Source organism: Flavobacterium sp. 9, assembly GCF_002754195.1.
Lineage (GTDB): Bacteria > Bacteroidota > Bacteroidia > Flavobacteriales > Flavobacteriaceae > Flavobacterium.
In genome coordinates this window covers 567,162-581,445 of record NZ_PEEU01000001.1, presented here as the reverse complement: position 1 = coordinate 581,445, position 14,284 = coordinate 567,162, and the positions used below count along the sequence as shown (strand labels likewise).

Annotated in this window: 9 protein-coding genes; 8 read left to right on the top strand and 1 reads right to left on the bottom strand. The window is 34.8% G+C overall.

What is annotated here, in order from left to right:
• Positions 1–6 precede the first annotated feature (6 nt).
• From CLU81_RS02125 to CLU81_RS02105, 5 genes are all read left to right on the top strand, one after another.
• On the top strand, positions 7–1,089 hold the full coding sequence (locus tag CLU81_RS02125; RefSeq protein WP_099708326.1) for a hypothetical protein: 1,083 nt from the start codon (positions 7–9) through the stop codon (positions 1,087–1,089).
• A 29-nt stretch (positions 1,090–1,118) separates the two neighbouring features.
• Positions 1,119–4,139 (top strand): TonB-dependent receptor, encoded by a 3,021-nt coding sequence (locus CLU81_RS02120; protein ID WP_099708325.1) that lies wholly within the window; start codon positions 1,119–1,121, stop codon positions 4,137–4,139.
• Between the two features lie 25 nt (positions 4,140–4,164).
• Entirely contained in the window at positions 4,165–5,679 is a 1,515-nt protein-coding gene (locus tag CLU81_RS02115) for a RagB/SusD family nutrient uptake outer membrane protein (RefSeq protein ID WP_099708324.1), read from the top strand.
• A 190-nt stretch (positions 5,680–5,869) separates the two neighbouring features.
• The gene (locus tag CLU81_RS02110; protein ID WP_099708323.1) at positions 5,870–7,114 is read left to right on the top strand and encodes a glycoside hydrolase family 71/99-like protein; all 1,245 of its coding nucleotides are present in this window, start codon (positions 5,870–5,872) and stop codon (positions 7,112–7,114) included.
• A 25-nt stretch (positions 7,115–7,139) separates the two neighbouring features.
• Positions 7,140–9,164 (top strand): glycoside hydrolase family 97 protein, encoded by a 2,025-nt coding sequence (locus CLU81_RS02105; protein ID WP_099708322.1) that lies wholly within the window; start codon positions 7,140–7,142, stop codon positions 9,162–9,164.
• A 463-nt stretch (positions 9,165–9,627) separates the two neighbouring features.
• Here the strand turns inward: CLU81_RS02105 and CLU81_RS02100 are convergent, their stop codons facing one another.
• Positions 9,628–10,545 (bottom strand): hypothetical protein, encoded by a 918-nt coding sequence (locus tag CLU81_RS02100; protein ID WP_099712641.1) that lies wholly within the window; start codon positions 10,543–10,545, stop codon positions 9,628–9,630.
• A gap of 173 nt (positions 10,546–10,718) precedes the next feature.
• Between CLU81_RS02100 and CLU81_RS02095 the strand changes: the two genes are divergently transcribed.
• The 3 genes from CLU81_RS02095 (at position 10,719) to CLU81_RS02085 (ending at position 14,262) form a co-directional block, all read left to right on the top strand.
• On the top strand, positions 10,719–11,183 hold the full coding sequence (locus CLU81_RS02095; protein WP_099708321.1) for a MarR family winged helix-turn-helix transcriptional regulator: 465 nt from the start codon (positions 10,719–10,721) through the stop codon (positions 11,181–11,183).
• Positions 11,184–11,379: 196 nt separating this feature from the next.
• On the top strand, positions 11,380–12,798 hold the full coding sequence (locus CLU81_RS02090; RefSeq protein ID WP_099708320.1) for an MATE family efflux transporter: 1,419 nt from the start codon (positions 11,380–11,382) through the stop codon (positions 12,796–12,798).
• Positions 12,799–13,083: 285 nt separating this feature from the next.
• Positions 13,084–14,262 carry a hypothetical protein gene (locus tag CLU81_RS02085; RefSeq protein ID WP_099708319.1) on the top strand — a complete coding sequence of 393 codons (1,179 nt, stop codon included), beginning with the start codon at positions 13,084–13,086 and terminating at the stop codon, positions 14,260–14,262.
• Positions 14,263–14,284 lie beyond the last annotated feature (22 nt).

The following is a 14,284-nucleotide window of genomic DNA, read 5'->3' as shown; positions in this document are numbered from 1 at the left end:
AGTAATATGAAAAAATTTCTATATACAATCTTACTTGCCCTTTTGATGGCCCCAAATTTTATGAAGGCGCAAGAAGCTGCGGGATCTGTAGGTCCAATATCATCATTTCCGGTGGTATACAAATATGATGAAAAAGTTACCTGGTATTTTGATCTTTCAGGAACCACATTTGCAGAAACCGAAGATCTTTATATCTGGATTTGGTCACCATCTGAACCAGATGCAGGACATTGGGAAAACTCTTCAGACTTTGCAAAATTACATTATGAAGGTGATAAAATTTGGAGTTTTACTTTGACTCCAACTGAATATTTTTCTAAAACCCCAGATGAAATTGCAGCAAGCGCAGGATTTTGGTTTCGTTTAAAAAATAAAAACGGATCTAAACAAAGCGAAGTGGCAAATGTGCCATACACTGATTTTTCATCATTTTACACGGCGAATGAGCTGATCAGAGCTTATCCGACAAAACCAACTATTGATAAAGGTGTAAGTATCTTGTTCAACGCCAACTTGGTTCCTGGATTTGCAGGCGCTACAAGCGTACACATGCATAGCGGATTGAACGACTGGGATATTAAACAAGAATACCAATCATGGTTACCGGATATTGTAGCCAAAACAAAATTGAAAGATTTAGGAAACGGTTTTTATAAAATGGATTTAGTTCCAAAGGATTATTACAATGCTCCGGATGGTTACGAGATGAAAAATTTAGTTTTCCTGATGGTAAAAGACGATTGGGCAGCAACAACTCCAGATCAGGTTTTATATGCAGGAGCTTATGTACCGCCACCAGCACCGGTTTTTGGATTTTTCCCTTTACAAATCAGTCAAAAAGATTTTCTTGGAATGTCAAGAAAAAACAATGAGTCCGGCGTGAACAAATTAATCTATACGATTACTGCGGGAAGTAAAGTAATTACTGGAGAATTTTCTGGAGGAACGGCTGAGATAAAAGGATTTGTCAATTTGGTTTCAGAACTAAATGGTATTCCAAATTTAACTGAAATTCATGTTTTGGTAAAAGACAACAAAGACAAAACGATTTCGGATACAATGATGCCTCTTAAAACTTTAGACAAATAATTCACTATCAAATTAAAACATCAATTATAATGAATAGTAAAAATAAAAAAATAGTCCTACAGCAAATGTGGACTACTAAATCGCTGGTATTCATGATTTTCATGCTTTTTCTTTCGGCAGGAATATTTGCTCAGGGAAAAAAACATGTGTCAGGAACCGTTTATGACAATACAGGCAATGTATTGCCTGGAGCTTCAGTTCTGGAAACTGGAACCAGAAATGCCACTACAACAGATTTTGACGGAAAATTTGTGTTGGATGTAGCCGTAGGAGGTTCTATTGAAGTTTCTTTTATTGGATCAACAACTCAAAAAGTTCAAATTACTGAAGCTACAAAACCAAATATAGACGTTCGTTTACAAAATGACGGATATCAGCTTGCAGAAGTTCAGGTAGTTTCTGTGGGATATGGAACGCAAAAGAAAGCAGATTTAACGGGTGCTATTTCTTCGCTTAAAGCGGATGATTTAGTAAAAGGAACAATCTCTTCGACAGAACAGGTTTTGCAAGGAAAAGTTGCGGGTTTAAATATAATTCGTCCTTCGGGAGATCCGGCTGCGGGTTCTACAATCCGTTTGCGTGGAGGAACTTCGTTAACAGCAAGCAACAGTCCGTTAATCGTTGTTGACGGTATTGCAGGAGTTGATATTAACGTGGTTCAACCATCTGATATTAAATCTATTGATGTGTTAAAAGATGCTTCGGCGACAGCCATTTACGGATCAAGAGGAGCAAATGGAGTTATTATCATTACTACAAAATCAGGGACAAAAGGTGTTTCTGTAGTTTATAGCGGTTTATCAAGCATAGGTTATGTAGCTGACAATTTAGATCTTTTATCAGCAAATCAATGGAGAGGATATGTTCGCAGCAGCGGAAACAAAGATGCAATTGATTATGGCGGAAATACAAACTGGCAAAAAGCAATTGAGCAAACAGCAATTTCGCAATCACATACTTTGAGTATTAATTCCGGTAAAGCTGATAGCGGTTTCAGAACTTCACTTTCGTACTTAAATAACGAAGGAGTTATCAAAAAGACAGGATTAGAAAGATTAAGTGGAAACGTAAGTGCTTATCAATATCTTGGAGACAATAAAGATGTGAAATTTGATATGGGTTTATTTGCCAATGTTGACAAATGGCATCCATTAGATTACAGAATTTTTGAACGTACTTATAATCTAAATCCAACAATTCCGGTATATGATTCTAATGGAAAATTTACATCTGTAGCAGGAACTATTTATGAGAATCCGGTTGAGATTTTAACTAACAGAACTGTTGACAATGAAAGACATAGATTATTAGGATATTTTAAAACTGAGGTTAAATTTCTTCGTGATTTTACTGCTGTAGGGAATATTTCATACGAACATAATGCGGTAAAAGGAAGTACTTACAAACCAAGTTACGCAGTTATGGAAGGTATAACTGAAAATGGTTATGCTCAAAAAACATATGCAGAATACGCAAATGCACAAGGGGAACTTTATGTAAATTATAATAAAGTAATTGACAAACACACAATTGGAGCTCTTGCGGGATATTCGTATTTAGAGAATATTTATGAAGGTTTTGGAGCGCAACGTAGTGGTTTTGTTACTGATGCTTTTAGTTATAATAACTTAGGTGCAGGATATAATTATCGTTTAGGAGATGTTTATTCTTATAAAGGAAAATCAGATTTAGTTTCGTTTTATGCTCGTGCAAATTATTCTTATGACAGCAAATATTTATTGACTGCAACAGTGAGACGTGATGGTTCAAGCCGTTTTGGAGCAAACAATAAATGGGGAACATTCCCATCTGCATCTGCGGCATGGAAAGTTTCAAGCGAAGAATTTATGAGCGGAACAAAAGGCTGGTTAGACAACTTAAAATTAAGAGTTGGTTACGGAGTTACTGGTAATCAGGACGGAATTGGTGAGTACAAATCTCTTTCTATTTTAGGAGTTGGAAACGATAGTTATTATGATCCAAAAACAGGAACCTGGAGTTTGGCTTATTCGCCAAAACAAAACCCAAATCCTGATTTGAAATGGGAATCAACAAGACAATTAAATATTGGTGTAGACTTTAGTTTATTTAATAGAATTACAGGTTCATTTGAATATTATTCTAAAAACACAGACGATTTATTATATACTTACGAAGTGCCACAACCTCCTTATTTAGTAGGAACAATGTTGGCAAACGTTGGAGAAATGTCGAATAAAGGAGTTGAACTTACTTTGAATGCAGACATTATAAAAGGAGATAAATTTACTTGGAATGCTAATTTGACTTTAGGACACAACGTTCAAAAAATCGAAAAACTTTCAAATCCAACTTATAAAACAGATGTTATCTACAGCGGATCTCTACACGGATTAGCAGGTATGTCAGGACAATATTCTCAAATTATTGCCGAAGGATATCCTGTTGGAACATTCTGGGGATACAAAAACGCGGGACTTGATGCAAGTGGTAAAATTCAATACTATAATGCAGCAGGAGCTGTAGTTCCTGAAAGTGCTTTAGTAGATGCTGACAAAACAGATTTAGGAAATATTCAGCCTGATTTGACTATGGGTATTGGAATGAATTTTACTTACGGAAATTTTGATCTTGGAATTTCAGGATACGGAATGTTTGGTCAAAAAGCATTAAACGCTACAAACATGATGTTGAACGATCCTAACAGATTACCAAGTTTTAATGTGCCGGATGATTTCCTGAACAGCGGAATTACATCTGCTCCAAAGTATTCAGATTACTGGATCGAAGATGCGTCTTTCTTTAGACTTCAAACACTTTCAGTAGGTTACACAATGCCATTGAGATTAAAATCTTCAAAATTGAGAGTTTACCTTATGGGAGAAAATCTATTTGTAATTACAAGTTATAAAGGCGTAGATCCAGAGATTGGTTTAAATGCACAAGATGGTATTAATCAAACTGGTGTAATGGATTTAACCGGATTAGCAGCGCCTGGAATTGACAGATACAATAATTATCCTAGACCAACGACAATTTCTGTTGGATTAAATTTCACGTTTAATAATTAAGCGAATTAACTCAAAAATATAAAAAATGAAAATCAAAATAACAGCAGCACTATTAATTAGCATGCTTTTTACGATATCATGTACCAATTTAAACGAGGATTTATATGATAAGGTAGAAGATGGAAATTTTGGAAATACTCCAAAAGAGGTCGATGCATTAGTTGGTGGAGCATATTCTTCATTAAGAGGATTTGCCGATGGAATTTCTAATAACTATCCAACTTCTGAGTATGTATTCTTTCTTGAAGAAACTGTTTCTGACGAAGCTACAATTCCAACAAGAGGTACAAACTGGTACGATGGCGGACAATATCAGGATGCTCAAAAACATACCTGGAAACCGGACAATCGTTTGATTCTTTCGGCTTGGCGTTACAACTACACCGGAATCGCAAAAATCAATTCGATTATTTATCAGGTTAATAAATCATCATTGACAGATGCAGCAAAAGCTCCAATTTTTGCCGAATTGAAAGCATTAAGAGCATATTACTACTATAATCTTTTGGATTTATTTGGTAATGTGCCAATTGTAACCAATTTTGAAGACACATCTTTACCATCAAATTCTACAAGAAAACAAGTGTATGATTTTGTTGAAAAAGAATTAACAGACGCAATTCCGCATTTGACTGGAAACGTGGTTTATTCTAAAATGACAAAAAATGTGGCTTATTCTATATTGGCGAGATTGTATTTAAATTCAGAAGCTTTTATTGGAACAGCACGTTGGCAAGATTGTATTAATATGTGTCAGAAGATTACAGGTTATACTTTGACACCGGATTTCTTCGCCAATTTTGCTACAGAAAATCAAAAATCACCAGAGATTATTTTTGCTATTCCTTACGATTCAAAAGCAGGAACATTAGGTAATTATATGAACTCAATGTCTTGTCACTACTTACACAAATTGACAATCTCAGCATCTGGAAATGATTATCCGTGGAGCGCAAACGGAATGTGTGCACAACCTGGAGTTTATTCAGCATTTGCAGATACAGACAAAAGAAAGAAATGTATGGTTGCCGGAGATCAGATTAGTGTAGCAACTGGACAAGTTATTATAATGGATAACGGAGAACCATTGACTTACACAGAAGAAGTTACAAGTGTAGCTGATGCTAAAGAAAATCAAGGAGTTCGTTTAGGAAAATACGAAATGAAAGCCGGAGAACAATGGGAACGCGATCATGATTTTGTTTTAATTCGTTATGCCGAAATCTTAATGATGCAAGCCGAATGTTACGTTCGTTTAGGAGCTCCGGATTTAGCAAAACCATTTTTGCAACAAGTAACAGCACGTGCCGGAGAAGAAATGCCAGCAGTAATTGATCTTCATTTTATCGATCAGGAATTGCTAAAAGAATTCACATTTGAAGGAAGAAGAAGAACAGATAATATCCGTTTTGGAACATTCTTCGATTCATGGTGGGAAAAAGGTCCAACTGAAAAGTACAGAGCAATATTCCCAATTCCAAGTACAGTTATGACAACAAATAAAAATCTGGTACAGAATCCTGGTTATCCTGTAAATTAGGTTCTAGAGTGTCAGTCTTCCATGTTGGTTAGTCGTGGAAGGCTGACATATTTATAATGCGTAGAAACTTATTTAAATTAAAAATTGGGAATTAAAAATTAAAATAAGTTTCTATGTTTTTAAATAATTATGACCAGAATATATATGAAGCAATTCCATACTTCTATAAAAAATCAAAAATAAAATCAATATGAAAAGATACATCACATTATTGTTTTTTGGAGTCCTGAATATTTTGGTTGTCGCCGGTTGCAGCAGTGATGATAAAGGTTCAGAAAAACCTACAGAACCAGAAACATTTGCGCCAGTTGCAATCGAAAAAACAAATAGCACCAAGATTTACGTTCATTATATGCCTTGGTTTGAAACCAATGAAAGTAGTGCCGATAAAAAATGGGGATATCACTGGACAATGGCAAACAAGAATCCAAACAATGTAGGAGCAAACGGTCGTAGAGAAATAGCGTCCTATTATTATCCACTAATTGGTCCATACCATTCTGGCGATAAAAATGTGATTGAAAATCATTTATTATTGATGAAATATTCTGGAATTGATGGACTTTTAATCGATTGGTACGGAACTTACGATGTCAATGATTACCGAATGGTAAAAGAAAATACAGAGCAATTAATTGCAATGTTAGACAAAGTAGGACTTCAATATGCGATTGTTTATGAAGACAGAACAACAAAAAATGTGGTAGATGCCCAGAAAGCAATTTCTGTAACCGCAGCTGCAAAAACAGATTTGGCATACCTGCAAAACAATTATTTTGACGATGCAAGTTATATCAAAATAAACGGAAAACCATTGTTGCTAAATTTTGGTCCAATAGTATTGCAAACGCCTGCCGAGTGGACAAACGTTTTTAATACCTTAACCACAAAACCTACTTTTTTAACCCTTTGGGATCAATCAGTAGAAGCAGGAGATAATGCTTCGGGCGAATATGCCTGGGTATTTAAAAACAGCACTTATCTGACCAATTTTTATACCAATACAAAACCAAAACTTTCTGTTGCAATGGGAAGTGCTTATCCCGGTTTTAAAGATTTTTATGCCGAAGGTGGTGGTGGAGCAGCAATTGGCTGGACAATAGAACCAAACAATGGAGCCACACTTGATGAAACACTTTCTTTGGCTAAAAATGCAAATTTAAACTATCTGCAATTGATCACCTGGAATGACTTTGGCGAAGGAACAATGTTCGAACCTACAGCAGAATTTGGTTACAGTTACATCGAAAAAGTAAAAGCATTTGCCGGTGTAAAAAATACCGAAACGGTTTTCCCAGATATCAGTAAACTTTATAATCTGAGAGTAGAAAAAAAGGGTGACGCCGATGCCCAGAAAAAATTAGATCAGGCTTTTAATTACTTTGTTTCAATGCAGCCCGCAAAAGCAAAACAGTTAATAAATGAAATTAAATAAGAGTTGTAATTAATACAATTAAATAATGAAAAACATAAAATATAGATACTGTCTCATTGCTTTAGCGTCAATATTAATTTACGCCTGCAGTGCTGGTACTAAAAAAACATACAGAATAAGTTCTCCGGGAAAAAACGTCGAATTAGTTTTTGAATTAACCGCTTCAGGTCAGCCCGAATATAGTTTTACGTCAGGCGGAAAATCAGTTATAGAACCCTCTTTAATGGGATTTGAATTTCAGGGAATCCAAAAAATGACAGAAGGTTTTGAAGTGGTTTCCACCGAAGAAAAAGCTGCTGATGAAACCTGGGAACAACCTTGGGGAGAATTCAGAAAAGTGAGAGATCACCACAATGAACTAATTGTTCACCTGAAAGAAGCAAAAGGCGAAGAACGTTTAGTAGATATCATTTTCAGAGTGTTTGATGATGGAGTTGGTTTTAGATACTTTTTCCCGAAACAACCACATTTGGGTAAAGTAAAAATCGCTAATGAAATCACACAATTTACATTCAAATCAGATAATGATGTTTGGTGGATTCCGGTGCACCGCGAAAACAGCTATTACGAAAGTACGTATCGCAAAACACCAATTAGTAAAACAGATACAATAAACACACCGGCAACTTTTGAAACAAAAGAGAAGTTGTACGTTGCAATTCACGAAGCAAATTTGACTGATTTTGCTTCAATGACACTTTTAAAAACAAGTGACAAACAATACAAAAGCGAATTGGTGCCTTGGGCAGACGGAGTAAAAGTATATGCCGAAACACCTTTTAATACACCTTGGAGAACTATTGTTGTAGGTAAAACGGCTGGAGAAGTTGCAACTTCGACTATAATGCTAAATCTGAATGATCCTTCGAAAATTGAAGATCTTTCCTGGATTACACCTTCAAAATATATTGGAATCTGGTGGGGAATGCACTTAGAGAAATATACTTGGGGACAAGGACCAAAACATGGGGCGACAACTAAGAATACAAAAGAATACATTGATTTTGCTGCGAAAAACAATTTTGACGGCGTTCTGGTAGAAGGCTGGAACGAGGGCTGGGACGGCGACTGGACTGCCGATGGATCTGCATTTAGTTTTACTAAAGCATATCCCGATTTTAATTTGGAAGAAATTACAAAATATGCTGCGATTAAAAATGTTCGCTTAATAGGACATCATGAAACGGCGGGAGCTACAAAACATTATGAAAGCCAATTGGAAGATGCTTTTAAACTGTATCAGAAAATGGGTGTGAATACCGTAAAAACAGGTTATGTAAATAAATATTTGGATAAAAAAGAATGGCATGATAGCCAATACGGAGCACGTCATTACAGAAAAGTAATGGAAACTGCAGCCAAATATCATATCATGATCGATAATCACGAACCTATAAAAGGAACAGGATTACAACGTACATATCCAAACTTTATGTCTCAGGAAGGCGGACGCGGACAGGAATACAACGCTTGGTCTGTTGATGGCGGAAATACACCGGAACATCTAACGACTTTGCCGTTTACAAGAATGCTTTCTGGACCATTTGATTACACGCCTGGGAATTTCAATTTTGATTATAAAACACCATCTGGAGCGCGAGTTCAAACGACTTTGGCAAACCAATTGGCATTATATGTAATCATTTATAGCCCGTTGCAAATGGCTTCTGATTTACCGGAAAACTACGAAGGAAAACCTGAATTTGAATTTGTAAAAGAAGTTCCGTGCAATTGGTCAGATACCAAAGTTTTGGATTCTAAAATTGGAGAATACACTACAATTGTGCGTAAAGACTGGGATGGAAAAAACTGGTATTTGGGATCTATCACAAATAGAGACGCAAGAGATCTTAAAGTTGCCTTGCCATTTCTAGATGCAGGAAAAGATTACGAAGCCGAAATTTATGCCGATGGAGCAGGAGCAAACTATAAAACAAATCCTTATCCAGTTACGATTTCAAAACAGAAAGTAAATAGTAAAACAATACTGAATATTAAATTGGCAGCTGGTGGAGGAACAGCAATAAAATTCTCTCCAATCGAGAAATAAGTTAGTAAATTTTATTTTGAGTTAAGTTTGGTTTGAGCAATGAACCCGATATCTTGAGAAAGGTATCGGGTTTGTTATTTTGTATTAAACCATATAAGTTCATGGAAGAGATTATAAGTTTTGTCTTGTCATCCCGAGGAACGAGGGATCCCCACAAGAAGCTAACACAAAGTATTGCATAAATTGTCGAGTTACTAACGAAGATTTCTCGTTCCTCGAAATGACAATATTGTGGTCACTTTGTAATGAATGATAATGTTTGTCTGCGCAAGCTTGTCATTTCGAGCGAAGGGAGAAATCACACACGAAACTCCGTAAACAAAATCGCCAATCTATGTCGAGCTTCTAGTGTGATTTCTCGTTCCTCGAAATGACAATATTGTAGACAATTGTTTATTTAATTCACAAAATTAATTCACCGACATTAATTCACAATTTACAATTAACAATTCACAATTAATTCTCAGTGTTTATAAAGTTTAACATGATTACCAAATGAGTACGTTGCTGCAATAGTAGGTCCATTATAACCCCATTTAAAGAATCCGTTAAGTCTTTCTTTTTGGGCATCAACTCTAATGTTTAAACCTGTGTATCCTGCTGTTAAACTGAAGTTTTTGTAAACATTATATAAAACAGATAAGTTGTAACTCAAAATACGGCCGTCAATATCATTTATTTTTAAAGCAAAATAATTGAAATTAGCATATAATCCCCATTTTTTTCCCAGTACAAACTCTCCCCAAACTCCAATATCCGGTAGTGGTGCGGTTACACTAAAATTATCACGATATTCGGCCTGTTGTGTTTGGGCTTCCAGCCTTAAACCTACATCAATTAACATGACGTGTGCACCTATTAATGCGCCTATTTCATACTTTGGCTTAGACACAAATGCATAACCGTAATAAATTCGTATAATCTGATTGTCCATAAAAGCAGAAACGCTTGCATCCACTGGATAAGTATGATCGCCAAATTCAATATCTTTTTGAAGGACTTTTGTCGAAGATCTGTTCAAATAAAAATATTCAGAACCAAGTCTGGATCTTCTTGAAATTCTCCATTCAAATGTTGCTGTAAAAGATTGACTATTTTTATTAAAGCCTAAATCTTTTTCAAAATCAATTAGATTTCCAAAATTTCCATTGTTGCTTCCTACTTCAACTTCGGTATTGTTAATCGGAAAAAATGCTCCGGCTGTAACTTTAAAACGTCTTGCGTGCCAAGGAAGATCTTCGGCATCGTAGTTCTGGAATTTATCAGAATTATCGTTTTGTATCGTTTGTAAAGCGTTTTCGGTGGGGATTTCAGCTGTGTTTTGTGCCTTAACAGAAAACCAAAAAGCAAAAACTATCAAAAAATAAAGTAATTTTTTCATTGGATTATTTTTAGATTTAGTTAATAAGATTTTTAACACTTAAAGTTAGCGAAAAAAATCATTCATTTCATTTTTTTGGATTTATTATTTCTATAATTAATCTGATAGTCAGTATGATATGTGTTTTTAGTTAAAATTAGTTGACATGTCACTCTTTTTTGTAATTTTGTCAAATGGAAAAATCAACAACAGATTTTGATGCTTTTAAAGACGAAATATCAGATAGTTTCTTCTTTCAGATTCATCGAATGAAACGAACTATTTTTCGTCGTACAAATGCACTTATGAATGAGGCGGGAATTACTTTGCAACTCGAACAACTTCCGTTAATTATGATTTTGCAGCGAAAGAATCTTTCGCAAAGAGAACTTTCGGACATGACAATGCGTGATAAATCATCAATTTTAAGAAGTATCAATGCTTTAGAAAAAAAGAATTTGGTTGAGGTTCAAAAAGACGAAGACGACAAACGAAAGAACATCGTAAGTCTTACCGAAGAAGGAATTAAATTGGCAAAAAACATTCGGACTTTAATGAAAAAATCCGAAGATGAGGTTCTCTCTGTTTTTTCTGCCGAAGAAAGAATAGAAGCCCTGGAAACTATTAAAGGTTATGCAGATAAATTAGATACACCTTAAAAATAGCCCACGGATTTTACGGATAAAACGGATTTTTACTGTTTTATTATCAAAGAAAATTTAGCTACGAATTGGACGAATTTTTAAAATTGGTAAATAAGTAAGTTTCAATTTTTAAAGGAAAAAAAATCCGCGAAAATCCGTTAAATCCGCGACATCAGTGGGCAAAAACAAAACAAACATTATAAAATAAAAAATGAATAAAAACGAATTATTAGAAGGACCTATACTTTCTTCATTATTAAAACTGGCAGTTCCTATTATGATTGCCAATTTATTACAAGCCGCTTATCAATTAGTAGACGCTTTCTGGGTTGGGCGTTTGGGCGGAGATGCCGTTGCAGCAGTTTCTGTAAGTACGCCCGTAATCTTTTTGACAATTGCTTTGGGAACAGGTTTAGCCATTGCAGGATCAATTTTGATTGCACAATATTTTGGCGCCGGACAACAGGAAATGGTCAATCATGTCGCAGCTCAAACCTTATTAATGGTAGTTACAGTTTCGATAGGATTATCAATTATTGGCTATTTTTTGAGTCCCTATTTTCTAACGCTTTTAAAAGTCACGCCAGAAGTTTATAAAGACGCGTTGGGTTTTATGCAAATCGCCTTTATCGGACTGGTTTTTAGTTTCAGTTTTATGATATTTCAATCCGTAATGCGAGGTGTTGGGCGCGTTACTTTGCCGGTTTATATCGTCTTAGGAACCGTTATTCTAAATTTTGCTCTAGATCCGTTGTTTATTTTCGGGTGGAATTTTATTCCTGCAATGGGCGTAAAAGGAGCAGCTTTGGCAACATTATCAACTCAAAGTCTGGCGATTATTATTGGTTTTGCTATTTTATTCAGAGGAAAACACGGTATTCATCTACAACTAAAAGATTTTAAACCCGATTATAAACATATCAAAAAAGCGTTTAAAATTGGTTTTCCATCTTCGATTGAACAATCCATGCGTGCGATTGGCTTAACGGCAATCACTTTTTTAATTGTGCATTTTGGAACCACAACAGTGGCTTCATACGGAGCGGGATCAAATTTAATTCAGCTTATTATGATTCCGGCATTGGGACTTTCGATGGCAATCGCAACTTTAGTTGGACAAAATATTGGTGCGGGAAATATGCTTCGCGCCGGAAAAATTGCCAAGTTGGGCGCTTATTTAGGTTTCGGATTATTAACCGGAATTGGTGTGATTGCCTATGCTTTTGCTCCACATTTTATTGCTTTTTTCGTGCCAAACGAACCAGCAGTTATTGAAGGTGGAACGACTTTTTTAAGAATTACATGCCTTTCATGGGGATTTCTGGGACTTCAAATGTGTTTGCTTGGTGTTTTTAGAGCGGTTGGTAATACAACACTTCCAATGATTTTGACATTAGTTTCGCAATGGGTTTTGCAATTTCCGCTAGCTTATATTTTATCTCATAATACTTCACTTGGGAAAATTGGAATTTGGTGGGCTTTTCCTATTTCAACAGTTGTAACAGCTTTAATTACAGTTTCAATTTATGCTAAAGGCGATTGGAAAAAAGAAAGACTTACCGGAAAAACTAATAAATTGATTGATAAGGTAGAGAAGGAGATTACGAAAGAAGGATTTGAGGTTAAGTGAAAAAAGGTTCTGAGGTTCTGAGATGCTGAGGTTCTAAGTTTTTTTTTACCGTAGAGGCGCACAGCAGTGCGTCTCATCTATGTAAACGTAAACTTCTTTGTGTTTCTGTGAATTTTTTTGTCTGTCATTAATTATGATATTTTTGAAAACGTTCGAAGGTTTTCTGTAGAGGCGCACAGTTGTGCGTCTTTTTTTTGTCGTTTTTTAATGATATTGTGTCTGTAACTTTATAAGTGATATTTAAATTTGATTCTCTATATTTGAAAGTATAATCTGAAAAAAAATATGGACAAAAAAATAAAACAATTCTTTATAAAGTCTTTTGGAGTATTATTGCTGATACATTTGGCGTATTTTTTATACGGTTATTTTAAGTTTGCAGGTATTGGAGATATCAATATTTACTTTGAGTTTTATAGGTTTAAGTTTTATGATGATGTCTCTATTTCGCACTTTTTTATAAGTGGTTTATTCTTGCTTTTCTTTCTGATTTTTTTAATTAAAAATCATTCACAACCGCGTTATCCTTTTGCTAAACTAATTCAAATTGGCTTTTTATTGCTGTTGGTTTCCTTTTTAAGTTTTTCATTTTTTGTAAGTTATAGTTTTGGACTGAATGCAAAATTGAAAACTGAATTGTCCGAAACCAATTTTAATAAAGACAAAGATTTACTGAATGTATTGAATCCGTTTTTGTATAATTATACATCGTATAGTTCTGAGAAATTATTTAATCCGGTTAATATTTTATATCCAAAACCTTATCCGGTTATTGAAGTTGTTGACAGCACTTTAATCTCGGATCAATATTATAATACGGAAAGTACTTATTATAGTATCGACACGCTGAAAGTACTTACAGCAGATTTTGATAAAGTTTCGGCTGCAACGAATACAATTTTGGATAAAATTGGTTTTGATAAAGACGAAATTTCGAAAAGAATTATATCGAAAAAAAGCATCAAAGTCAGCACTGAAATTATCTACAAAGGCAGAGAAGTAAACCCAAAGTATGATGAAGATATTTGTATTTTTATTGAAAATAAATCACTCTATAAACCTGTAAACGGGATCCCGATTGAGCAGCAGCAATTTGATGCCGCAGTCAAAAGATATAAGCTAATCTATAAATACAAGAAAGATTCACTACAATCTAATTTCCAAAAGTTAGATACTTTATTTAAAAAATATAAGGTCGAAAGTCAGATCGTTTCCAATAATCTTGTCAAAGATGTTGAGTATTATAAAAATCATAACGATGAACCATTAAATGCAATCAGAAACAATTTTGATCGAAAAACATTAGCGGAAAAATTCGACACTTTAGAAAGATTATTTTATGAACCAAATTACCTTCATTCGTCGATTATTGCGATTTTTTTCGGTGTTATTATAGCCGTTTGGTTGATTCTTTTTTTGATTTATATTTTGTTCAATCTAAAAAGAAAAGTCTTAGAATCTTAGTATCTCGGAACCTAAGAACCTT

Excerpts from the sequence above, each read along its gene's own strand:
- CLU81_RS02125 (WP_099708326.1), top strand. The coding sequence starts at position 7 with ATGAAAAAATTTCTATATACAATCTTACTTGCCCTTTTGATGGCCCCA.
- CLU81_RS02120 (WP_099708325.1), top strand. The coding sequence starts at position 1,119 with ATGAATAGTAAAAATAAAAAAATAGTCCTACAGCAAATGTGGACTACT.
- CLU81_RS02115 (WP_099708324.1), top strand. The coding sequence starts at position 4,165 with ATGAAAATCAAAATAACAGCAGCACTATTAATTAGCATGCTTTTTACG.
- CLU81_RS02110 (WP_099708323.1), top strand. The coding sequence starts at position 5,870 with ATGAAAAGATACATCACATTATTGTTTTTTGGAGTCCTGAATATTTTG.
- CLU81_RS02105 (WP_099708322.1), top strand. The coding sequence starts at position 7,140 with ATGAAAAACATAAAATATAGATACTGTCTCATTGCTTTAGCGTCAATA.
- CLU81_RS02100 (WP_099712641.1), bottom strand. The coding sequence starts at position 10,545 with ATGAAAAAATTACTTTATTTTTTGATAGTTTTTGCTTTTTGGTTTTCT.
- CLU81_RS02095 (WP_099708321.1), top strand. The coding sequence starts at position 10,719 with ATGGAAAAATCAACAACAGATTTTGATGCTTTTAAAGACGAAATATCA.
- CLU81_RS02090 (WP_099708320.1), top strand. The coding sequence starts at position 11,380 with ATGAATAAAAACGAATTATTAGAAGGACCTATACTTTCTTCATTATTA.
- CLU81_RS02085 (WP_099708319.1), top strand. The coding sequence starts at position 13,084 with ATGGACAAAAAAATAAAACAATTCTTTATAAAGTCTTTTGGAGTATTA.